The 21,541-nt window shown below is 66.1% G+C and carries 20 protein-coding genes and 1 pseudogene; 16 read left to right on the forward strand and 5 right to left on the reverse strand.

All coding sequences use genetic code 11. The features are described 5' to 3' along the window. Window positions 1-8 precede the first annotated feature (8 nt). From ACO2Q1_RS02285 to ACO2Q1_RS02295, 3 genes are all read right to left on the reverse strand, one after another. The gene (locus ACO2Q1_RS02285; protein ID WP_423327925.1) at window positions 9-1,124 is read right to left on the reverse strand and encodes a sugar phosphate isomerase/epimerase family protein; all 1,116 of its coding nucleotides are present in this window, start codon (window positions 1,122-1,124) and stop codon (window positions 9-11) included. A 40-nt stretch (window positions 1,125-1,164) separates the two neighbouring features. Beyond that, entirely contained in the window at window positions 1,165-2,418 is a 1,254-nt protein-coding gene (locus ACO2Q1_RS02290) for an MFS transporter (RefSeq protein ID WP_423327926.1), read from the reverse strand. Window positions 2,419-2,513: 95 nt separating this feature from the next. Further along, on the reverse strand, window positions 2,514-3,185 hold the full coding sequence (locus ACO2Q1_RS02295) for an RraA family protein (RefSeq protein WP_423327927.1): 672 nt from the start codon (window positions 3,183-3,185) through the stop codon (window positions 2,514-2,516). A gap of 240 nt (window positions 3,186-3,425) precedes the next feature. Between ACO2Q1_RS02295 and ACO2Q1_RS02300 the strand changes: the two genes are divergently transcribed. The 7 genes from ACO2Q1_RS02300 (at window position 3,426) to ACO2Q1_RS02330 (ending at window position 12,388) form a co-directional block, all read left to right on the forward strand. Next, window positions 3,426-4,658 (forward strand): aldose epimerase family protein, encoded by a 1,233-nt coding sequence (locus tag ACO2Q1_RS02300; protein ID WP_423327928.1) that lies wholly within the window; start codon window positions 3,426-3,428, stop codon window positions 4,656-4,658. 32 nt (window positions 4,659-4,690) lie between these two features. After that, window positions 4,691-5,443: a Crp/Fnr family transcriptional regulator gene (locus tag ACO2Q1_RS02305; RefSeq protein ID WP_423327929.1), complete on the forward strand. Its 753-nt coding sequence runs from the start codon at window positions 4,691-4,693 to the stop codon at window positions 5,441-5,443. Next, on the forward strand, window positions 5,440-7,491 hold the full coding sequence (locus ACO2Q1_RS02310; RefSeq protein WP_423327930.1) for a TonB-dependent receptor: 2,052 nt from the start codon (window positions 5,440-5,442) through the stop codon (window positions 7,489-7,491). Before ACO2Q1_RS02305 ends, ACO2Q1_RS02310 begins: the two co-directional genes overlap by 4 nt. 98 nt (window positions 7,492-7,589) lie before the next feature. Then, entirely contained in the window at window positions 7,590-8,288 is a 699-nt protein-coding gene (locus tag ACO2Q1_RS02315) for an IS6 family transposase (protein ID WP_423327931.1), read from the forward strand. A gap of 205 nt (window positions 8,289-8,493) precedes the next feature. Continuing rightward, complete coding sequence (locus tag ACO2Q1_RS02320) at window positions 8,494-10,947, forward strand: membrane-bound PQQ-dependent dehydrogenase, glucose/quinate/shikimate family (protein WP_423327932.1); 2,454 nt, start codon at window positions 8,494-8,496, stop codon at window positions 10,945-10,947. Further along, entirely contained in the window at window positions 10,944-11,681 is a 738-nt protein-coding gene (locus tag ACO2Q1_RS02325) for a cytochrome c oxidase assembly protein (protein ID WP_423327933.1), read from the forward strand. Before ACO2Q1_RS02320 ends, ACO2Q1_RS02325 begins: the two co-directional genes overlap by 4 nt. Beyond that, window positions 11,678-12,388: a cytochrome b gene (locus tag ACO2Q1_RS02330; protein WP_423327934.1), complete on the forward strand. Its 711-nt coding sequence runs from the start codon at window positions 11,678-11,680 to the stop codon at window positions 12,386-12,388. The genes ACO2Q1_RS02325 and ACO2Q1_RS02330 overlap by 4 nt, the downstream gene beginning before the upstream one ends. A 16-nt stretch (window positions 12,389-12,404) precedes the next feature. Here the strand turns inward: ACO2Q1_RS02330 and ACO2Q1_RS02335 are convergent. Further along, window positions 12,405-13,163 (reverse strand): annotated as a pseudogene (locus tag ACO2Q1_RS02335) (c-type cytochrome); the annotation flags it as partial. Between ACO2Q1_RS02335 and ACO2Q1_RS02340 the strand changes: the two are divergent. From ACO2Q1_RS02340 to ACO2Q1_RS02380, 9 genes are all read left to right on the forward strand, one after another. Beyond that, window positions 13,099-13,449, forward strand: coding sequence for a c-type cytochrome (locus ACO2Q1_RS02340; protein ID WP_423327935.1), 351 nt, complete (start codon window positions 13,099-13,101; stop codon window positions 13,447-13,449). The pseudogene ACO2Q1_RS02335 and the gene ACO2Q1_RS02340 overlap by 65 nt on opposite strands. Window positions 13,450-13,519: 70 nt before the next feature. Beyond that, the gene (locus ACO2Q1_RS02345; protein ID WP_423327936.1) at window positions 13,520-14,398 is read left to right on the forward strand and encodes a cytochrome c oxidase subunit II; all 879 of its coding nucleotides are present in this window, start codon (window positions 13,520-13,522) and stop codon (window positions 14,396-14,398) included. Then, a complete protein-coding gene (locus tag ACO2Q1_RS02350) occupies window positions 14,395-16,932 on the forward strand; it encodes a cbb3-type cytochrome c oxidase subunit I (protein WP_423327937.1) in 2,538 nt (845 codons plus the stop codon). The genes ACO2Q1_RS02345 and ACO2Q1_RS02350 overlap by 4 nt, the downstream gene beginning before the upstream one ends. 1 nt (window position 16,933) lies before the next feature. After that, complete coding sequence (locus tag ACO2Q1_RS02355) at window positions 16,934-17,242, forward strand: hypothetical protein (protein WP_423327938.1); 309 nt, start codon at window positions 16,934-16,936, stop codon at window positions 17,240-17,242. A 108-nt stretch (window positions 17,243-17,350) separates the two neighbouring features. Continuing rightward, on the forward strand, window positions 17,351-18,163 hold the full coding sequence (locus tag ACO2Q1_RS02360) for a TIGR02587 family membrane protein (RefSeq protein WP_423327939.1): 813 nt from the start codon (window positions 17,351-17,353) through the stop codon (window positions 18,161-18,163). A gap of 80 nt (window positions 18,164-18,243) precedes the next feature. Further along, the gene (locus tag ACO2Q1_RS02365) at window positions 18,244-18,546 is read left to right on the forward strand and encodes a hypothetical protein (protein ID WP_423327940.1); all 303 of its coding nucleotides are present in this window, start codon (window positions 18,244-18,246) and stop codon (window positions 18,544-18,546) included. A gap of 200 nt (window positions 18,547-18,746) precedes the next feature. Beyond that, entirely contained in the window at window positions 18,747-19,184 is a 438-nt protein-coding gene (locus ACO2Q1_RS02370) for a DUF2231 domain-containing protein (RefSeq protein ID WP_423327941.1), read from the forward strand. After that, entirely contained in the window at window positions 19,181-20,482 is a 1,302-nt protein-coding gene (locus tag ACO2Q1_RS02375) for a PQQ-dependent sugar dehydrogenase (RefSeq protein ID WP_423327942.1), read from the forward strand. Before ACO2Q1_RS02370 ends, ACO2Q1_RS02375 begins: the two co-directional genes overlap by 4 nt. Window positions 20,483-20,498: 16 nt before the next feature. After that, window positions 20,499-20,765: a SemiSWEET family sugar transporter gene (locus ACO2Q1_RS02380; RefSeq protein ID WP_423327943.1), complete on the forward strand. Its 267-nt coding sequence runs from the start codon at window positions 20,499-20,501 to the stop codon at window positions 20,763-20,765. A 73-nt stretch (window positions 20,766-20,838) separates the two neighbouring features. Here ACO2Q1_RS02380 and ACO2Q1_RS02385 read toward each other — a convergent pair whose 3' ends face one another. Beyond that, window positions 20,839-21,486: a hypothetical protein gene (locus tag ACO2Q1_RS02385; RefSeq protein ID WP_423327944.1), complete on the reverse strand. Its 648-nt coding sequence runs from the start codon at window positions 21,484-21,486 to the stop codon at window positions 20,839-20,841. Window positions 21,487-21,541 lie beyond the last annotated feature (55 nt).

Raw genomic sequence — 21,541 nt, forward strand, 5'->3', positions numbered from 1 at the left:
CAGTCTCCTTAGGCCGGTTGCGTGCCGTGAATGCCGACGCCGACCTTGGCGGCGATCGAGCGGATATTGCGTTGCGCCTCTGCGTATTCCGCATTCTCGGTCAGGAATTCGACCAGCATGTAGGGATTGCGCTTCAGGCGGCTGAGGCGAACCAGGAACATCTCATAGTCCATATTCCCCGTACCGTTCATGGCCCAGTTCATGCCCGGGAGCATGGCGTTCCAGGCGAAGTCCTTGGCGTGGACGTAGGAGATCTGATCCTCGAGCAGGTCGAAGGTCGTCTCGATCAGTTCGGTCATGCGGAAGGCCACGCCCGGGTGCACCATGTTGGTGATGTCGAGGCCGACCGTGATCCGCTCATCGCCGACGTCCTGACGCAGGCGGGCGTGCGCCCAGGGATTGTTGACGCTCTCGGTGTTCACGGCCTCAATGGCGATGGAGACCTTGCTGCCGGCCGTGTCGCGGCAGATGCGTTTCAGGGCGTTGACGGTCCGCTCCCAGGCCTCGCGGCTCCAGTTCTGCGGATGCGCCCAGTTGCGGTTGGCGTACATGCTGCCGGCGTGGGTCAGCACCAGCTCGCAGCCCATCTCTTCCGCGGCATGAACGGAATCGATGATATGCCGCTGCCAGCGATCGGCGTCGGGATCCGGCGCAATGATGTTGCCGGCGCAATGCAGGCCATAGAAGACGACGTCGTGCGCCTGGGCCTGGGTCTTGAGCTCGCGGATTTCGCTTTCGGACATCTTGCGGCTGAGCCAGGCGTTCGACGCGGCCTCCACGGCGGTCCAGCCGTCGGCGCTGAGGTTTCTGAAATAGGTCTCGTAGTCGACGCCCTCGGCGTTGGTCAGGCGCGGATTGACCTGCGACGAAAGGCGGATCTTCGACGAGCCGGGCGTCAGGTCACGCTTCAGGTCGGCGGGAGGGCTCCACTGGCATAGGAAATCCTGACCCCACACGTCCGGGAGTTGGGCCCTGCCTCCGGCGCCGGTCGACTGGACAGCGGCTGCAGATGCGGACGCGGGCGAGCGGGCGAAGGCCGCAGCCGGAGATGCGGCGCCTGCCGCGGCTCCCAGACCGGCGGCGGCGCCGGCGGCGAAGAGCTTGCGTCGTGAAAGGTCGGTCATGGCCGCTCCTGGGCTTTTGGGTTCACGCATGACGTAGGGGTCAGGCCGAGGCCGTCTGGTCGGCCGGATCTGCGATCGGACTCTTGACCACGAAGAGATAGGCGAGCGCGCCGATGACGGAGACGACCGCGCTGATTAGCAGGGCGATGACGAACGAGCCCGTCTGATCCACCACAATGCCGGTGACCAGCGGCGCCGCAGAGCCGCCGAAGTAGCCGCCGAAGTTCTTGATGCTGCCCAGCGAGGCCACCAGACGACGCGGCGCCGCCACGCTGACCAGAGCCCACGACCCGCCGCTGGCCAGATTGACGAAGAACATCGCCAGGGTGAGGTAGGTGATCGCCAGCACCAGGTTCGGCGTGAACGCCGCCGGCACGGTGAAGACGGCCGCGAAGACCAGTCCGATGCAGATCGGCCATTTCCGGCTGACTATGGGGCTCATCCCGCGAGCCAGCAGCTTGTCGGCCACGACGCCGCTGCACAGCTGTCCGAAGGTGCCGCCGATGAACGGGATCATCAGCACCCACCCGGACTCTGCGATGCTGAGCCCGCGCTCCTGCTGCAGGTAGGCCGGCAGCCACGTCACATACAGGAAGACCATGTAGATGACGCCCATGAAGCCGAACAGCATGCCCCAGGTGGTCCGCTCCCGGAACAGCCCGCCCCACTCGGCGAAGGTCATCCGGTTCTCGTCGCTGGCTGACCGCTCGACCCCCGACAGATAGTCGATCTCCTCGGGCTCCAGCTTCACGTCGCGGCGATCGCGGTAGAGGGCGTACCAGCCAATCGAGGCCAGAATGCCGATGACGCCCATGATGATGAACATGCCGCGCCAGCCGAAGTGGAGCATCAGCAGTGTGAGGATGGGCGGCGCCAGGGCCGGTGCGATGGTGGTCGAAGCGACGAAGATTCCGGTCGGGCGGCCGCGTTCATGGAGAGCGAACCAGTCGCCGAACACCTTGGCTCCTGCCGGGAACTGGGGCGCCTCGCCGACACCGAGAACGAAACGCGCGGCGAAGAACTGATTGAGGGACTGAACAAGCCCGCCCGCCAGTTGCGCCACGGACCACAGCAGCATTCCGGCGCCCAGCATGACCCGGTTGCCTAAACGGTCCAGCATGACGCCCATGGGCAGCTGGGCGAAGGCGTAGGGGAGGGAGAAGGCCGACAGGAGGAGGCCCATCTGGGCCGCCGTCAGGTTCATCTCCTCGCTGATCGACTTGTTGGCGATCGATAGGGTGCTGCGGTCGAGGTAGTTGATCAGGCCGGCGATCACCAGAAGGGTGAGCGCCATCGTCTGAATACGTCTGATTTTTGCGGATTTCACGCGATCCCCCTTGGGATGACCGGCCTCTCGGCGCTTGTCGCTGGGTGATGGGAAGGGGCGGGTCAGATCCTGCCGAACTCCGCCAGCAGGTCCTCGATCGTCTTGCCCTTGGCGACCCATTCGCGGGTCCGCTGTTCGCGTTCGGCCTGTTCGGCGGCCAGCTCCAGCATCTCCTCGGCCTTGTCGAGCGGCACGACCACGACGCCGATGGTGTCGGCCACGATGAAGTCGCCCGGATTCACCACCACGCCGCCGCAGGCGATCGGCACGTTGATCGACAGCTCTTCCTTGCGCTGGGAGAACATCGTGTGGGTGCCGCGAGGAGTGATCGCTCGGGTCCAGATAGGCCAGTCGATATCTTCCAGCTCATCAATGTCGCGACCGGCGCCGTCGACGATCATGGCGCGAATGCCGCGGTTCTTGGCGAGGCCGCCCATCAGGCCGCCGCAGACGGACGTCTCGGGATCGCCGCCGGCGTTGACGACGATAACGTCTCCAGGGTGGCCCATTTCCAGAGCGCGAAGCGGGTCCACGAGGTCGCCGCCGGACAGCTGCACAGTGATGGCCTGGCCCGTCGCTTTCGCCTTGAACGGGGGCTTGATGGCCGAAGTCATCACATTCTGTCGATACATGACGTCGGCGAAGATGCAGGAGATCGAATAGGAAGGGAGAAGGGCGTCGAAGCGGGCGAGCAGATCGGGTCGCCGTTCAAAATCGTTGAACGTCTTGAGCAAGGTAGTCTCCCTTTTCATCCGCTCCCGGAATTCGGGCGCGATGCACTGTTATGGTTCGGATCTGCGTGGGTCGGATACTGCTCGACCGACGATTGCGCCAGTAAAGCGTATTGATCCGCGTTTCCGTCATGTTTATGCAAACGATTGTAGCCAGCGTCAAAAAGTTTTGTCAACGTGTGCATGCGGCGGCTGTCTTTGCCGACGCCAACGAGAGAACGACAGGGAATCGGGAGTCCCAACATGCAGGAAGCCGAGCGGAAAACAGGTCGTGCAGGCGCGGGCGAGTCTCGTCCCGCACGCCTGGCCGCACGCGCCGTCATATGCACCCTGATCGCAATGGCGGCGGGCGTTTCGGCGCAGGCGGGAGACGTTTCGGTCGCTGATTACGGCGTCACCAAAGACGGCCGTCAGGTCAGGGCCTTCACCCTGAGCAACGGGCATGGCGCAAGCGCGATCATTCTCGACTACGGCGCCACCGTCGCCGCCATCAACGTGCCGGACCGCAAGGGCGAGTTCGGCAATGTGGTGATGAGTTTTTCCGATCTTTCGGCCTGGGAAACGCTCGGTCATGCAAACGCGGTCATTGGTCGCTACGCCAACAGGCTGAAGGGTGGATTCACGCTGGACGGCGTCCACTATCCCCTGACGCAGAACGCCGCCGGAGTGACGCTGCACGGCGGCCCTCCAACCTATTCCACGCGCGTGTGGTCCGCTTCCGTCGTGCAGGGCGAGGCCGCATCCGTATCCTTCGAACTTGACAGCCCTGCGGGAGATCAGGGCTTTCCCGGCGCCTTGCGGGTCACGGCGACCTACACCCTCACCGATGCGAACGAACTGCGCCTGGATTTCACGGCCGCCACGGATGCGCCCACGGTCCTCAATCTCACCAACCACATCTACTTCAATCTGAGCGGCGACAGCGCCGTTCCGGTCTACGATCACCAACTGACGATGTCGGCCGACCGTATCGCTCACAAGGACGAGACCAACACTCCTGATGGTCTTCTGGTGGCGACGCAGGACACCCCTCTCGATCTCAATCAACCGAAGTCGCTGCGCAGTCTGGCGCAGGCGGCTCTTGATCCTCGCTTCGCGGCGCCGCGCGTCAACGCTCCCACCTTGGCCGAGGGCCAACTGCCGACCTTCGATCATGCCTATGTTCTCGACACCTTCCCGCGTGATCCGCAGGCGGTCGCCGCCCGACTGACCGAGGCCGGCAGTGGTCGGGTCCTGGAGGTGAGAACTTCGGAGCCGTCCATCCAGGTCTTCGTCTCCAACAGTTCACGCCCTGGCCTGCTCAGTGATGTCGGCCGTCCTTTTCCGCCGGGGGCGTCCGTCGCCCTGGAAACCCAGCATCTGCCCGACAGCCCCAATCAACCGCATTTCGCGTCCACCGAGCTTCGGCCCGGCCAGGAGTTTCGCTCGACGACGTCCTGGACCTTCGGCGTGGATCCGCAGGTTGACGTCGATTGAGCTGTCGAGACCCAGTCTTCAGGAAGGGAGCCATGTCCAGTCTGTCTACATCCAACGCGCTGCTCGCCACCATGAGCGCCTCCGACCGGGATGAACTCTGCGCGATCGCCCAGTCACGCCATTACCGCAAGGGACAGATGCTGGTCGCCGGTCGGGCGCCGGTGCGATCCGTGCTGTTTGTGACCTCGGGCACGATTGCGGCGACGGTGCCGATCGACGAGGGCGAAACCGTCGAGGTCTTTGTGATCGGAAGCGAAGGCGTCACGGGAGGCTGGTCGGGCCAGCCGCTGAGCGACTTCCGACTCATGGCGCGTTCGGACGTGCAGGGCCTGGCCGTGGATCCGGCGAGCCTCCAGGCGCTGGCCGGACGGCGACGCGGCGTCGCCGACGCACTGGCGGACTACGGTGCGCGGTTGGCGCGTGAACTGGCGCAGAATTCGGCTTGCAACCTGCGCCACCGCGCCGGGCCTCGCCTGGCGAAATGGCTGGTTCGAAACGACGACCGCGGGGGCGGTGGGCCGATCACCGTGACGGCCCATGCGGTGGCGGACGCCCTGGGCGTGCAGGAGCGTCTGGTCCGCAGCCATCTCAGGTCTCTTGAGGACGAGGGGCTGGTTGAGACGTCGCGTCTGTGGCTTCGTGTTCTTGACCGCGATGCAGTTCAGGCGCGGGCCTGCGGCTGCTATGACCCCTCGCGTTCGGTTTGCGATCGCCCGGCAGCGGGTTCTCTCGCGAGGCAGGCCGGCGCAGCCCCTGTCGCCTATGGATGTGAAGCCGCCGCATGATTCAGGACGTTCCGCCCCCAGCGCCCTCCGCCGTCCTGCCGGAGGTGGTGGTGACGGCGGCGAGGCTGCCTCCGGCGGCGGGGGATGCGGCCTTCGCCGTGGTCCGCCTCGGGGCCGAGGACCTGGAGGGGGCCGAGCGGCTGGACGAGGTCCTGGGCCGGGTTCCGGCCGTCTCCCTGTTCCGGCGCACGTCCAGTCTGTCCGCCAATCCGACGACCCAGGGCCTGTCGCTGCGCGCCGTTGCGCCGTCAGGCGCCGGGCGAGCGTTGGTTTTGCTGGACGGGGTTCCGATGAACGACCCTTTCGGCGGCTGGGTGCTCTGGTCCCAACTGGCGCCCGAGGCCGTCAGCTCCGCCGACGTCGTGCGCGGCGCCGGCGCCGGCCCCTATGGCGCGGGAGCCCTGACCGGGGTCGTGGCCCTGCGAGAGCGGGATGGCGGAGGGGGGCGGCTCGACTTCTCCACGCGGGACGACGAAGGCTACCGTCTGTCGGCCGCCGGAACCCTGACGTCCGGCCGGTTCTCCCTGACGACGTCCGCCCTGTCCGATCAGTCGGCGGGCTATGCGCCGGTGCGGAGCGCGGCGGCCGGGACCGCTGACACCCGGCTTGATTTCGTCGCCCGCGGCGCCGCCGTCCGGCTCGACGTCGCCGCCGACGCAGATACCCGCCTGTCGTTGCGTGCGGGCGCCTACGACGAGGATCGCGGATCCGGCCTGGCGGCGACGCGATCCGCAGCGTCCGGACATGTGCTGTCGGCCGTGGCGTCGCGCTCGCCACGCCCGGGCGCCCCCGGCTGGCGCGCCCAGGTCTGGAGAAGGGAGAGCGATTTCGCCAACAGCTCGGCCGCCGTCGACGCCGGCCGCGCCTTCACCACTCCGGCGTCGCGCCAATACGCCACGCCGGCCGAGGGCTGGGGCGGCAATCTGGCGGTGCGCGGCGAGAACGACGTCGCCGCCGGCGTCTGGGAATGGGAGGCGGGCGCCGACGCCCGCCTCAGCACCGGCGAGACGCAGGAGCAGTTCCGCTACATGAACGGCGTCTTCACCCGCGACCGCAAGGCGGGCGGAGAGGCCTCGGTCGTCGGCGCCTATCTGGAGAGCTCATGGCGCGACGCCGTCTGGCTGGTGGCCGGCGGCGTGCGTCTCGACCAGTGGGAGAATACGGACAGCCATCGCCTGGAGACGGACCTCGCCACGGGTCTGGCGACACTGGACGAAACCTATGCCGATCGCCGCGATCAGGTGGCCAGTGGGCGGCTCGCGGTCCGACGCAGCCTGTCGGGCGGATACGCCCTGAGGGCGGCGGCCTATACCGGCTTCCGGCCGGCCACCCTGAACGAACTGCATCGCCCCTTCCGCGTCGGCAACGACCTGACCGAAGCCAACGCCGGCCTGGCGCCGGAACGTCTGTCGGGTCTGGAAGCGGGCGCGGCCTGGTCCGGGCGGCTGGCCGGCGGGCGGACCGACGCCGTGCTGACCCTGTTCCGGAACAGGGTCGAAGATGTCATCGTGAACGTCACCCTGGGCGAAGGTCCGGGCATCATCCCCGCCCTGCCGCAGGCCGGGTTCGTGCCGGCGGGCGGGGTGCTGCGCCAGCGCCAGAACGCCGGGCGTATCGAGGCGACGGGCGTCGAGGCGTCTGTTTCATGGACGACGGATCGGCTGGACCTCCGGCTGGCGGCCTCGGCGACCGACGCTGAGGTCGACGGCGGCGCCGCAGCGCCGCAACTGACCGGCCTGCGCCCGGCCCAGGCCCCGGTCTGGAGCGTGACGGGCGGCCTTGACTGGCGCGCGAGCCGACGGGCTTCCATTGCACTGGACGTCCGCTACGAGAGCCGCCGCTTCGACGACGACCTCAACAGCCGCGTGCTGGACGCCGCCGCCGTGGTCGACGCCCGGATCGATTGGCGCGTCAGCCGGGGCGTCGTCGCCTATGCCGGTGTCGCCAACCTGCTGGACGCCGAGGTCGAGGTCTCCGCCACGGCGACCGGCGTCAAGGGTTGGGCCGCTCCCGCCACAGCCCTGATCGGCCTCCGCCTCGACTGGTGACGCCGGTCGGGCCACGCCATCGGAGCCGACGGTGCTGTCAGGGTGCTGACAGTCTAACGATAAAATGTCTCCAGTCAGGTGGTTAGGCCGGAGGCGAGATGAAGCCGATATCGTTCAAGCGTCACCGGTTCCCTGGGTCGATCATTTGTCAGGCGGTTCGCTGGTATTTCCGGTTCACGCTCAGCATCCGTGACGTCGAGGAGCTGATGGCGGAGCGCGGAATCGAGGTCAGCCGTGAGGCGATCCGGTGCTGGGTGATCAAGTTCGGGCCGCTGATCGCCGCCAATTTGCGACGGCGACGAGCGCGGCCGACGGGCCGCTGGCATCTGGACGAAGCCGTCGTGAAGATCGGTGGGCGGAGAATGTATCTGTGGCGGGCGGTCGACGACGAGGGCGAGATTCTGGACGTCCTGGTTCAGAAGCGGCGGAACAAACACGCGGCGCTGAAGCTGTTGCGCCGTCTGCTTCGTAACACCGGGATCCACCCCGAAGTCATCGTCACCGATAAGTTGGCATCGTATCGAGCGGCGATGAAAATCCTGCATCTTCAAGGCCGTCACCGACCTGGTGGAACGCGGGAGAACAATCGGGCGGAGAACTCGCACCTTGTCATTCGACGGCGAGAACGGAAGCAGCAACGGTTCAAGTCGCAGGGTTCTGCCCAGAGATTCCTCTCAGCCCACGGCCCAATCTACAACGCCTTCAACCTCCAACCCCATCTGATCTCCCGACCTGGCCTTCGCATCCTGCGAGGCCATGCCGAGGCCGCGTGGGCGGCTGCTACCCAAGCGGCCTGAAGTTGGGGAAGGGGAGGGCCGTCTGCGGTCGGGCAGACTTAAGTTGTCAGTTCCAAGGGGAGGGCGGTTCTGTGGTCAGGCTGGCTCGGTTGTCAGCAACTGTCACGCTGTTGGCCCCCGGAGACAGGCGAGAGCGCTGATCGTCCGGCAGGGAACCCATGGCTATCTGGATGCTTCTCCTGTCAAGCTGATGGAGCAGACGTCGATGGCGAGATCGAAGGCACACGGGCTGGGTGCTGTTCTGGTTCGGGGGTTTGGGATCCTGCTGATTCTGCTGGGATTGCCCCTTATCATCGGCGGAGGCTGGCTGATCGCCTTAGGCGGCTCGCCATACTATGTGCTGGCAGGTCTCGGTCTCGTTATTTCCGGGGCTATGCTGGCGCGACTTAAAGCGTCCGGGGCCTGGGTTTACATCGGCGTCTTCGCCGCCACCTTCCTTTGGGCCTTGTGGGAAGTCGGGCTGAACGGGTGGGCCCTGGTGCCTCGCCTCGTGGCGCCGGCCGTGCTTCTGGTCGGGGTCATTCTCTCCCTTCCAGTTTTGACGCCCGAGCGAGGCAGACGGCTGGCCCTGATCGGCGGGGGCGGCTTCGTCGTTCTGACCGCGGTGTTCAGCCTGATCGTCGGACAGGCCAACAGGGCGTCGGCGCCAGACGCCGTCCAGGGCGCGGCCTTGGCCAATGCAGCCGGCGAGACGGCGGGCGCGGACTGGCCGGCCTACGGCGGGACCCACGGGGCGCAGAGATTTTCGGCCCTGACCCAGATCAACCGCGACAACGTGGGCCAGCTAGAGCGCGCCTGGACCTTCCGCACCGGCGATCTTCCCGAGGAAAAATGGGGCGCTGAGACCACGCCTCTGAAAGTCGGCGACACCCTTTATCTGTGTAGCGCCCGCAATGTCCTGATCGCCCTGGACGCCGGCACGGGACAGCAACGCTGGCGATATGATCCGCAGGTGTCCGATGACTGGATTCCCTATACCGCCGCCTGCCGGGGCGTGGCCTATTACGAAACCGCCTCGGCCGCGACCGCCCAGCCGGCCGCTGGGGGTGTGCCGACATCGACGCCGGCCCGCACACCTGCAACCCCCGCTCCCGTGGCCGCCTGCGCCGCCCGGATCATTGAGGGCACGCTGGATGGACGGTTGATCGCCGTGGACGCCAGGAACGGTCGTCCCTGCGCAGACTTCGGCGTTGATGGCGCGGTCGACATCAAGACCGGCATGGGAGATGTCATTCCTGGGATGGTCTCCATAACCTCGGCGCCGACCATCGTTCGCGACGTGATCGTGACCGGTCACCAGGTTCTGGATGGTCAGTATCGGCAGGCCCCGTCGGGTGTGATCAAGGGCTTTGACGCGCGGACGGGCGAATTGCGCTGGGCCTGGGACATGGCGCGGCCCGACATCGCCGGCCTGCCGCCCGAAGGGCAGACCTATACGCGCGGCACACCGAACATGTGGACGACGGCGACCGGCGATGACCAACTGGGTCTGGTTTACCTGCCGATGGGCAACTCGGCCGCCGACTATTACAGCAGCCAGCGTTCTGCGCTTGAGAACCAATACGCCACCTCCCTGGTCGCGCTGGATATCAATACTGGCCGCCCCGCCTGGTCATTCCAGACCGTGCACATGGACGTCTGGGATTATGACCTGGGCTCTCAAGCGACCCTTATCGACTATCCATCGGCAGGCGGCGTGACCCCGGCCATCTTGCTGCCCAGCAAACAGGGCGACCTCTATATTCTTGATCGTCGCACCGGGCGGCCGCTGACCGGCGTTCAGGAGCGACCCGTGCCCCAGGGCGGGGTTGAAGCGGCCCAGCGGTCGAAGACCCAGCCCTTCTCCCTTTTCCACACCTTGGCCAAGAAACGGCTGACCGAGCGGGACATGTGGGGCATGTCGCCGATCGACCAGATGGTCTGCCGCATCGGATTCCGCCAGGCCGCCTATGACGGGCCTTATACCCCGCCGACGGCCGATCGCCGCTGGATCCAGTATCCGGGCTATAACGGAGGCTCGGACTGGGGCGGGGTCGCGGTCGATCCGCGCCGTGGCTGGATCATCGCCAACTACAACGATATGCCCAACTTCAACCGCTTGGTGCCGCGCGCCGTGGCCGACAAGGCGGGCTGGTTCCCGCGCGGCGATCCGCGCGAAAAGAAGGGCCCTGCGGCCGAGGGGGCTGGCGATCCGCAGCAGGGCGTGCCTTACGCCATCGACGTCAACGCCGGCTGGCGGATGGGATCGACGGGCATGCTGTGCAAACAGCCCCCGTACGGCGGCCTCCGCGCCATCGACATCCGCACCGGCCGCACCGTCTGGGATCGTCCTTTCGGCACAGCGCGAAAGAACGGACCCTTCGGCATTCCTTCCATGCTGCCGATCGACATTGGCACGCCCAACAACGGCGGGGCGGCGGTGACGGCTGGCGGTCTGATCTTCATCGCTGCGGCGACCGACGACCTGATCCGCGCCGTGGACATCGAGACCGGAAAGACCGTGTGGCAGGACGTCCTGCCCGCTGGCGGGCAGGCCAACCCGATCATCTATGAGCAGAACGGTCGCCAGTATCTGGTCATCATGGCCGGGGGGCACCACTTCATGGAGACGCCCAACGGCGACTATGTGATCGCCTACGCCCTGCCGGAGCGCAGATGAATACAGGCGCGCCGTTCTGGTCGCCTTATTGCGGCCCGGCCCCGGACCCGGGGGAGTGGCGCTGGAACTTCGATCCGGTGCTGCTTGGCCTGTTCGTCCTCGCCGCAGGCTGGATGATCTGGCGGAAGAGAGGCCGTGAGCGGGGGATCGGACTGCTCGCGCTGGTGGTGCTGGCTATCGGATTCGTTTCGCCTCTCTGTGCTCTAAGCTCGGCCCTGTTCGCTGCACGGACGGTGCACCACGTTCTGCTCGTCGCCGTGGCTGCGCCACTGATCGCCTGGGTCCTGCCATTCCCGCGCGTCGGATCGCTGGCGGTGGCGACGGCTGTTCAGGCGGCGGTCTTCTGGGCCTGGCACGCGCCGTCCGCCTACACCGCGGCCCTGTCGAACGATCTCGTCTACTGGATTATGCAGGCCAGTCTTCTGGCGTCCTCGGTCTGGTTCTGGATGGAGGTGCGGCGGGCGCCGGCGCCGGCGGCCGTCGCACATCTGCTGATCGCCATGGTGGCCATGGGGCTGCTGGGCGCCTTGTTGACCTTCGCCGAACAGCCGCTCTATGCGCCGCACCTGTTGACGACACAGGCCTGGGGGTTCACGCCGCTGGCCGACCAGCAGGCGGCCGGGCTGATCATGTGGGCCCCGGCGGCGGCGATCTATCTGGCGGCGGCGCTGTTGGTCCTTGGGCGCTGGATCGGGCCTGACCGCCCCGTGGTTCGCGTGGATCAAGCGACGTGATCGATCGGCTAGTCGTCAACATCCTGGAATGGGCGGCGGGCCATCATGACGAGGGCCGCTATTCGCCCGTCGCCATCGTCTTCCACTGGACCATGGCCGTTCTTGTCGTCTTCCAGCTTTTCTGGGGTTGGTGGATGGGCCAGCTGCCCGTCGGCGGCGCCAAGGTGGCGGCGCACGATCTGCACTACCTCATCGGTGTTTTCATTCTGGTCCTGGCCTTGGGACGCGGCGCATGGAGACTGCTGGCGCCCGGCCCGATCAACGACGCCGACAAGCCAGGTTGGGAAAGCACCGCCGCCAGCATCACCCACTATGTCTTCTACACCTGTTTGTTCGGCCTGCCGCTGACGGGCTGGATGATGATCTCGGCCACAGCTCGCGATCAGGATCTGACCCTGCTGGGTCTGCTTCGTTGGCCCCTGTTGCCCATGCAGGATCTGACGTTCGTGCGGCGCTGGCAGATCGAGGCGGTCAATGAGTGGCTCCATTGGGCGATGATCGCGACACTGTTGCTGATGATCCCCCTACATGTCGGGGCGGCGATCAAACACCAGATCATCGATCGGGACGACGTTCTCCATGGAATGCTGCCGGTCGTGCCGCAGCCGAAGCCGCGACGGACGCGCTGGCAGCGTCGTTATCGGGCGGTGGAGCAGCGGGTGCGGTCTCAAGCCAGACGGCTATTCGGGATATCTCGGCGGCGCTGAGACCGGCGATCGCTTCGGCCATAACATTGCGCGGATCATTCCGCCGCTTCGCCGCTCGCCATCGATTGAGTTGGTCGATGGTGTAGGCCGCAGGCTGCGCCGCCAAGGCGGGATTGCCCGAGCCGACGCCGCGACCGTCCGCACCGTGGCAGGCGGCGCAGCGGGTCAAATAGACCTCGGGGGCTGGTCCTGGCGCTCCGAGCGCCGGCGGCGCAGGCATGGCGGCGTACCAGGCGGCAACGGCGCGTCGGTCGCCGTCATCCAGCCAACGGGCGACCTGGGACATGACGGTGTCCTGACGCATGCCGCCGGCGTAGTCTTCCATCTGTTTCTGCAGATAGCCGGCGTCCAGACCTGCGAGCCTAGGGACGCTGACGCCGTCCCCGGCGCCGTCCAGACCGTGGCAGGTGAAACAGGCGTTGCCTGGTCCGCCCTCACCGCCGCCCATTGCAATGACCTGCCCGGTGCAGGTGAAGGCCTCACCGGTCTCGTTTGAGCCGGGCGAGCAGGCGGTCAGGCCCAGAAGGCAAAGGAGAAGGCGCGGACGCATCCGGATCGAACACGATTTGACGCCCACGGTTCCGCTTGCGGCGGCTAGGCCGGAACTCGAGTCGAGGGAACCTTGGCCATGGGGGCGGGGTTCATCCCTCAGACCAAGGGGGCGTGATGAGCGAAGCCGCAATCCATCGGGAGACAGCGTGAGGTGGGGCGTGCTCAGTGTCGCCTTGCTGCTGTGCGCCTGCGTGGACAAGACGGAGCCGCCGCGAACCATCATGGGGGCCGACGCCGAGCGGGGGCTGGCTGCGATGCAACGGGTCGGTTGCGCGGCCTGCCACGTCATTCCCGGGGTCCGCTGGCCCGCGGGTCTGACTGGACCCTCTCTGAGGGGCTTCTCCGACAGTCCGATGATTGGCGGCCGTTTCCCAAATCGGCCGGATGTACTTGTCGACTGGCTGATCGACGCGCCCGCGATGTCGTCCGAGACCGCCATGCCGGCGATGCCGCTGACACAGGCGGAGGCGCGGGATATCGCCGCCTACCTCTATACGCTCGATGAGTAGCGGTTCGATTGATGGAACCGCCGCCTGGCCGCCGGCCGCGCTAGATCCAGCGGGGCCGTTCGCCGGGCCGGTGAGCACGCTGTCCTGGGTGCTGTTCGGCATGGGAGGCGCGGTTCTGCTGGTCGTGCTGATCGCGCTTGGGTTTGCCCTGTTCGGCCCGCGGCGCTGGCGAGCGCGCCTCGGCGGGGCCCGGCTGGTGTGGGCCGGCGGCCTGGCGTTCCCTGTCGTGGTGCTGAGCGCCCTGCTGATCTACGGTCTCAGCCTGACCAGTCATCTGACGCAGGAGCCCCAACCGGGCGAGACGCGCATCCGGGTTACTGGCGAGATGTGGTGGTGGCGGGTCGCCTATCTGGACGATCAGGGGCGCGAGACCTTCCAGGACGCCAACGAAGTCCATATCCCGGTCGGGCGCCCCGTGGTTCTGGAGTTGGAAGCCGCCGATGTGATCCACAGCTTCTGGGTCCCGCGCCTGTCAGGAAAGGTCGATATGATCCCTGGCCGGCGCAACCTGATGCGAATCCAGGCTGATGCACCCGGCGCCTATGGCGGCCAGTGCGCCGAATACTGCGGTGGGCCGCACGCCCTGATGGGGCTGGTCGTCGTCGCTCATGAACCCGTTCAGTACGCGGCCTGGCTGCGGAAGCAGTCGACGCCGGTCGAGACCGCCGCCCTCCCGGGGCCCGGCGCAGAGGTCTTCGGACGGGCCGGATGCGGCGCCTGTCACACGGTGGCGGGAACGGCCTTCAACGGTCAGGCGGGGCCTGATCTGAGCCACGTCGGTTCGCGACGAACTCTGGGGGCAGGCATCCTGCCCAACAATCAGGGCGTGATGGCGGGCTGGATCTCCGACAGCCAGTCCATCAAGCCGGGCAACCGCATGCCCGCCTATCCGGTGCTGACCGGTCAGGAATTGCGAGACGTCTCCGCCTGGCTTGAGAGCCTGAAGTGAGCAGCGAGACCGGGTTCGACACCGACCAATACAAACGCTTCCCTACAACGGGGGCGCGGCCGGACGGCGAGCTGGAACAGCTGGAGGAGATCTGGTGCCGGCCGAAGGGCTGGCAGTGGATCACCGCCATCAACAACAACTTCGTCGGCGTCTATTACGTCGGCGCGGCCATGCTGTTCTTCGTGTTGGCGGGAATCCTGGCGGTTCTCATCCGCACCCAGCTGGCCGTGCCGATGAGCGGGATATTGCCGGCCGCAACCTACAACCAAATCTTCACCGTGCACGGCACGATGATGATGTTCCTGTTCGCGGTGCCCGCCGTCGAGGCCCTGGCGGTGCTGCTCCTGCCCCAGATGCTGGGGGCGCGCGACCTGCCGTTTCCGCGTCTGTCAGCCTACGCCTTCTGGGCCTATCTGATCGGCGGACTGGCCTTCTTCTGCTCGCTGTTCTTCGGCCTGGCACCGAACGGCGGCTGGTTCATGTATCCGCCGCTGAGTTCGACCGCCTTCTCACCGGGGATCAATGCCGACTTCTGGCTGTTGGGCATCGGCTTCATCGAGATTTCGGCCATCGCCGGTGCCATCGAGATCATCGTCGGCGTCCTGCGCAATCGGGCGCCCGGCATGACACTGGCGAAGATGCCGATCTTCGCCTGGGCCATGCTGATCTTCGCCGGAATGATCATCATCGCCTTCCCGTCAGTAATTCTGGCGACGACCCTTATGGAGCTGGAACGGGTCTTCTCCTGGCCCTTCTTCGATCCCCTGAAGGGCGGCGATCCAATGCTGTGGCAGCACCTCTTCTGGTTCTTCGGCCACCCGGAAGTCTACATCATTTTCCTGCCGGCGGCCGGGGCGATGTCGACCATGATCCCAGCCATTGCCCGTACGCCTCTGGTCGGACACACGGCGGTGGTTCTGGCCATGCTGGCCACCGGCTTCATCAGCTTCGGCGTGTGGGCCCATCACATGTTCACAACCGGTATGCCGACCATCTCGACCAGCTATTTCTCGGCTGCGTCGATGGCGGTGTCGGTGCCGGCGGGCGTTCAGGTCTTCGCCTGGATCGCCACCATCGCGGCGGGTCGGATGCGGTTCACCGTGCCCGGCCTGTTCGTCCTCGGGGCCATCATCACCTTCGTCATGGGCGGGCTGACCGGGGTCATGGTGGCCATGGTGCCGTTCGATTGGCAGGCTCACGACAGCTACTTCATCGTGGCCCACCTGCACTATGTGCTGATCGGCGGCATGGTCTTCCCCTTCTTCGCGGCCATCTACTACTGGCTGCCGATGTCTTCCAGCCGTCCGCTCAGTGAGCGGATGGGCAAATGGGCTTTCTGGCTGATGTTCACGGGCATGCACGTGACCTTCCTGCCGATGCACCTCAGCGGGCTGATGGCGATGCCGCGCCGGGTGTTCACATATCTGCCCGGGCGCGGGTGGGAATTGCCCAACCTGATCTCCAGCATCGGTACGGCGATCACCGCCATCGGCGTCCTTTTGTGGATCATCGACATGATCCGTAACTTCCGCCCGTTCGGAGAACGGGACGCGGGAAATCCGCACGGAGGCGCGGGACTGGAGTGGTTGCCGAACGGCCTCTACTCGGTGCGCTCAATTCCTGTGGTCACCAGCCTCTATCCCCTGTGGGAGCAGAAGAATCTGGCCCGCGACGTTGAGGCGGGACGCTATTTCCTGCCGAACGCCCCGACCGGAGGGCGCGAGACCCTGGTCACCTCTACCCTGAACGCGGAGCCCCAATATCTTCAGCGGATGCCCACGCCCTCGGGCTGGCATGTCTGGGCGGCGGCGTTCACGGCGGGCCTCTTCCTGCTGTTGACCATACAAGCCTACGTCGCCTCGGCCGTCAGCGGGGTGCTGGCGGTGTGGTGTGTCATGCGCTGGTGCTGGATGCTGGACAGGCCTCAGGTCGCGGAGACGGTCGATATCGGAGCGGGCATCCGCGTCCCGACCTACGCCAGCGGTCCGTCCAGTCACGGCTGGTGGGCCATGGTGATCACCCTGATCGTGGCGGGAATGGTGCTGGCCATGGCGGCTTTCAGCTACATTTTTTTGTGGAGTCGAAACCCGGACGACTGGATGGCGCCGCCTGACCTGACGTCGCTGTTGGTGACGGTCGGCGGCTATGTCGCCGGCGGTGGGTTGGCCTGGGCTTCCTGTCGGGCCTTGGCGTTCGATCGCCCGCGCAGCTCCGTCATCGCCACCCTGCTGATGATCCTCGCCGCTGCGCTGATCAGCGGCGGTTGGTGGGTGGATCTGCAAAGCTGGATCGCCGCCGGGCTCAAGGCGTCCGCGACAGGGCAGGGGGCGACCGTCTTCTTTCTCCTGTCCTGGCAGGGCTTCTTCGTCGCCATCGTCGCCCTGATGGCCCTCTACGCCGGGCTTCGCTGGATCGCCGGCCATGTCGAGGCCAGGCGCCCGTCGACCTTCGAACTGATCGGCCTGTTCCTCGCCTACACGGCGGGGCAGGGGGGCTTCATGACCCTTCTCGTTCGCCTGTTTCCAGGAGGCTGAGATGCGGGCCTGGGTATGGATGACAAGCGGCCTACTGGTCTGGGCGGCGCACTTCCTAGGCGTCTACAGCCTGGCCAGCCTGGCCGACGTGGTCGCCACGACCGACGATCCGGTCTGGCGTGCTGCGACCTTGGCCTTCAGCCTTGGGTGCGCTCTCACGACGGCGGGGTTGTTGTGGCTCGCCGTGCGCCGGCTCCGGCGGTCAGAGACCGAACGCTTGCGCTTTCAGAACCAACTGGCGGCCTTAGGCGCAGGCGTCAGCTTCGTCGCGATCTGCTGGCAGGCGCTGCCCACGGTGATCGGATACTGACCAAGGCACGATCAAGGGTCTCTGTCATCGGGATGAATGGGGCCAGGTTGGGGAGCAAAGTCTGCTCGAAAGCGTTGCCGGACCATGACCGCGACTGCGCGACTTCCCGTGATCGACGTCAAGCGAGAGCGCGCCTACGCCGCAGCGCTCGGTCGAGCATTCGCCGGGGCCCTGGTGTTCAACATCCCGCTCCTGATGACGATGGAGATGTGGCTCCAGGGCGTAGCCATGGATCGCTGGCGGCTGTTGGCCTTCATGCTGGCGAGCCTGCCGTTGCTGTTCGGCCTGGCCTATTACGCGGGCTTCTCAAAGGCGCGGGGGCTGGGAGCGGATCTTCTCGACACGGCGGTCGCCTTGGGCGTCGGCGCTGTGGTGGTTGCGGTTCTGCTGACCGCCTTCGGCGTCATTCGCTGGGATGCGACCGCTCGTGAGATCGTCGGGCTCATTGCCTTGCAGGCGGTGCCCGGCGCGATGGGAGCGCTCCTTGCTCGCCGCCAGTTAAGCGGAGAAGGCGGAGGTGAAACGGACGAGGACGAGGCGTCATACGGGGGAGAACTGTTCTTGATGGCCGCTGGCGCATTGTTCTTCGCCCTGAATGTCGCACCGACAGAGGAGATGATCCTGATCTCTTACAAGGCGACGGCGGCTCACGCCCTCGCCCTGATCGGCATCTCCCTGCTTTTGCTGCATATGATCGTGTTTAACGCTGGCTTCGCAGGTCAGGAGGAGGCCGGTCACCCCGTCGTCGCCTTCTTTCACTTTACGCTGCCGGGCTATGCGATCGCGCTGGGCGTCAGCTTGTTTGTGCTTTTCGTGTTCGGGCGAACGGCCGGCGATTCTCTGGCCGGCGTAATTCAGACGACCGTGGTTCTTGGTTTCCCCGCGTCGATCGGGGCTGCTGCGGCACGGCTTCTGGTTTGACGGCCATGGCTTCTAAGGCATCACGGCCATCGTCTGGAGCTCCCGTACTGCAGTGGTGTGCAGCGGCCGTGGGGCTGGTAGTGACACTGGCAGCAATCGGCATCGTCGTGTGGGAAGCCGTGCAGCCGACCAGGCCGTCGAACCTGACGGCCAGGATCCAACAGACCTCGCCGACGTCGAACGGCTATGTCGCTGAAATCCGTGTGTTCAACTACGGCGATGAGACTGCGTCCGCCGTGGAGGTGGAGGGGGTGATCGGCCAGGAGGTTTCGCGGGTCACCATCGACTATGTGCCCGGTCAGGGCCACGCCGATGCGCATCTCCAGTTTCATGCCGATCCCCGAACGGCCATCGTTCACGTTCGTGGATGGTCGGCGCCCTAGTCGAGACTTGTCGTCTGAGCCGCGCGTTCGGCAAGGCTTGGCGCTCATAACCCGATGGGCAACGGGCACCACGATCGAGCGATGGCTGGGATTGCCGCCCGGGAAAGTCCTCGTGCCCGAGGCAATCGGCACAGCCTCCCCGATGAAACCATACCGGCCCCAAGGGATTGCCTTTGTCTCGAGGCTGGCTGGAGGCGGGAATGCGGACGACGACATTGGGCATAAGACAAAGCCTGAGAGGGCTCTATGGGCTGATCCTCGCCTTTCCGGCGGCGCTCTTCACCATCGGCGTCCTGACCGACATCGCCTATCTGAAGACGGCCGAGATTCAGTGGACCAATTTTTCCCAATGGCTGATCACCGGAGCTCTGGTGTTTGGCGGGATCGCGGCGGCTTGGTCCCTTGTCGCCATCGTCCTGTCGCTGCGGACCTCGATCCGGCTGTGGCGGGTGGTGGAGTTTGGGGCTCTGGTCCTGATGTTCGTTCTGGGCCTGATCAACGCCTTCAAGCACAGCCAGGACGGCTGGAGTTCGGTCGGCGCCTTCGGCCTCACCCTGTCCATCCTGTGCAGTCTGCTGGCACTGATCGCCGGCTTCATCGCTATCTCCGGCGCGTCCGATGAGGAGATCGCCCGATGATCCGCACCACCCTCGGCGTCTGCCTCGCCACCCTCGTCCTGGCTGCCTGCGGTCGCAGCGATCCCAACCTCAACGAGACGGGCGCCCAGCCCGATCTGCCGGACATCCGCGAGACCCTGATCCCACCCATGCGGGTGACCGGCCCGACCGGTTGGGACGGCCAGACGCCGACCGTGCCCGCCGGATTCACCATCACGGCCATGGCGACCGATCTGCAGATCCCGCGCCAGATGCTGGTCTTGCCCAATGGGGACATTCTGATCGCCGAAGGGCGCGGGGGAAATGCGCCGCCCCTGCGACCCAAGGACGTCCTCGCCGGTCCGATCAAGAAAAAGGGCAACACCCAGGTCGAGAGCGGCGACCGCCTGACCCTGCTGCGCGACGCGGACAACGACGGGAGGCCCGAGGTCCGGACCGTCTTTGCCGACAATCTCGACGCCCCCTACGGCCTCGCCTTCGTCGACGGCTTCATCTACGTCGCCAATCAGGACGCCCTGGTGCGTATCCCCTGGACGCCGGGGCAGACCCGCGCCACCGCCGCGCCGGAGGAGGTCACCAAACTCCCGTCCCGGATCAACCACCACTGGACCAAGTCGCTGACCGTCAGCGCCGACGGTCAGACCCTCTACGTCGGTATCGGTTCCAACTCGAACGTCGGCGAGCGCGGCATGGCGGTGGAGGAGGAGCGGGCGGTGGTCTGGGCTATAGACCGTGCGACTGGGGCCCGTCGCACCATGGCGACCGGCATCCGCAATCCGACCGCCCTGGCCATCGAACCGAGGACCGGGGCGGTCTGGGCGGTGGTCAACGAGCGCGACGAACTGGGGCCGCAACTGGTGCCCGACTATCTGACCTCGGTCCGGGAAGGGGCCTTCTACGGCTGGCCCTACAGCTACTGGGGCAAGAACATCGACCCGCGCGTCCGGCCGCAGAAGCCGGAGTTGGTCGCGACCGCCATCGCGCCGGACTACGCCTTGGGCGCCCATGTCGCGGCTCTTGGCCTGTCGTTCGCGACCCAGGGCGGCTTCGGCGGAGCCTTCAGCGAGGGCGCCTTCATCGGCGAGCATGGAAGCTGGAATCGCCAGGATCCTTCTGGATACAAATTGACCTGGGTTCCCTTCTCAGGCGGTCGCCCGTCGGGTCCGCCGGTGGATTTCGCCACTGGTTTCCTGACCGAAGCCGGCGCGCGCGGACGGCCGGTCGGGGTGCTCTTCGATCCGACGCGGCGCATCCTTCTGGTCGCCGACGACCTGTCCAACACCATCTGGCGCATCGCCCCGGCGCAGACCAGACCGTGATGGGGAGCGCCCGCCGTTGACGCCGTCGACTGTCGATCTGATCGGCGGCGCTGCAGCCCTTTGCTCGATCGCCAGCTTCGCGCCCCAGATCATTAAAATCTGGCGGGAGCGAGACGCCTCCTCGGTCAGCCTCAAGACCTACGCCCTGACGGTGACCTGCTTCGTGCTCTGGACCACCTACGGCGTCGCGGCCGGGGTCTGGCCGGTGGCGCTGGCCAACGCCTGCGCCCTGGTGATGGCCAGCGCCGTTGTGATCATGAAGTGGCGGTTCAGGTCGGACTGAGGTTACCCCCAGAGCCGCATGTGAAAAGGGCCCCGGCGAACCGGGGCCCTTTCGTTTAGCGAACCCGAAGGGCTCAGCTGTTCTTGACGTCCTTCTGGCTTCCGGTGCCGCCGTCCGAAACGTTCTCGACGATCGCATTGCCGCGCGTGCTGCGCCAGGTGTCGAAGTCGGACGAGAATTTCTGACGTCGCTCGGAGCGCCAGTCGTCGTAGTCGCGGTCGAACTTCGACATCTGCTGCTCACGCCAGTGCAGATAGTCGGGCTCGTAATCTCGCTGACCGAACGCACGACTCTGGCCTTCCCAGATCTGGGCGCCTGGCGCATAGCCATGATCAGGATAGGCTCGTGAGCTATCGCCGCGATCGCGGTTCAAGCCGACATCGCGTCCATAGGCGCGAGTATAGCCGTAGTCCTGGCCGAACTCGCCGGACCGTGAGGCTTGGCCGAGGCGGTCGCCGCCGTCACGGTCCGATCGGCCGCGATAGCCTCGCTGGGCGCCATATCCATATTGTTCCGCGGATGAGCGCTCGCGGTCGTCGCCGTACCGATCGCCGCGCGAATACTGGCCATAGCCTTCCGTGCGGCGGAAGTCCCGCTCGGCGCCGCCTGACCAGCTTCGACCTTCGTCACGGCTGCGGTCGCGGCCTTCCCAGGTCATATCGTCATCGCGGCGATGCCCGTCATCGCCGTAGTTCCGTTCTCGATCATATCGGTTCTGCATCGTGTTTCTCCCTGATGAACCCCGGCTATTGGGCCCGTGGGCCGGGGTATGCTGT

The sequence above is a fragment of the Brevundimonas sp. VNH65 genome, assembly GCF_049445955.1.
Lineage (GTDB): Bacteria > Pseudomonadota > Alphaproteobacteria > Caulobacterales > Caulobacteraceae > Brevundimonas.

Excerpts from the sequence above, each read along its gene's own strand:
- ACO2Q1_RS02285 (WP_423327925.1), bottom strand. The coding sequence starts at position 1,124 with ATGACCGACCTTTCACGACGCAAGCTCTTCGCCGCCGGCGCCGCCGCC.
- ACO2Q1_RS02290 (WP_423327926.1), bottom strand. The coding sequence starts at position 2,418 with ATGGCGCTCACCCTTCTGGTGATCGCCGGCCTGATCAACTACCTCGAC.
- ACO2Q1_RS02300 (WP_423327928.1), top strand. The coding sequence starts at position 3,426 with ATGCAGGAAGCCGAGCGGAAAACAGGTCGTGCAGGCGCGGGCGAGTCT.
- ACO2Q1_RS02305 (WP_423327929.1), top strand. The coding sequence starts at position 4,691 with ATGTCCAGTCTGTCTACATCCAACGCGCTGCTCGCCACCATGAGCGCC.
- ACO2Q1_RS02310 (WP_423327930.1), top strand. The coding sequence starts at position 5,440 with ATGATTCAGGACGTTCCGCCCCCAGCGCCCTCCGCCGTCCTGCCGGAG.
- ACO2Q1_RS02315 (WP_423327931.1), top strand. The coding sequence starts at position 7,590 with ATGAAGCCGATATCGTTCAAGCGTCACCGGTTCCCTGGGTCGATCATT.
- ACO2Q1_RS02320 (WP_423327932.1), top strand. The coding sequence starts at position 8,494 with ATGGCGAGATCGAAGGCACACGGGCTGGGTGCTGTTCTGGTTCGGGGG.
- ACO2Q1_RS02325 (WP_423327933.1), top strand. The coding sequence starts at position 10,944 with ATGAATACAGGCGCGCCGTTCTGGTCGCCTTATTGCGGCCCGGCCCCG.
- ACO2Q1_RS02355 (WP_423327938.1), top strand. The coding sequence starts at position 16,934 with ATGCGGGCCTGGGTATGGATGACAAGCGGCCTACTGGTCTGGGCGGCG.
- ACO2Q1_RS02370 (WP_423327941.1), top strand. The coding sequence starts at position 18,747 with ATGCGGACGACGACATTGGGCATAAGACAAAGCCTGAGAGGGCTCTAT.
- ACO2Q1_RS02375 (WP_423327942.1), top strand. The coding sequence starts at position 19,181 with ATGATCCGCACCACCCTCGGCGTCTGCCTCGCCACCCTCGTCCTGGCT.
- ACO2Q1_RS02385 (WP_423327944.1), bottom strand. The coding sequence starts at position 21,486 with ATGCAGAACCGATATGATCGAGAACGGAACTACGGCGATGACGGGCAT.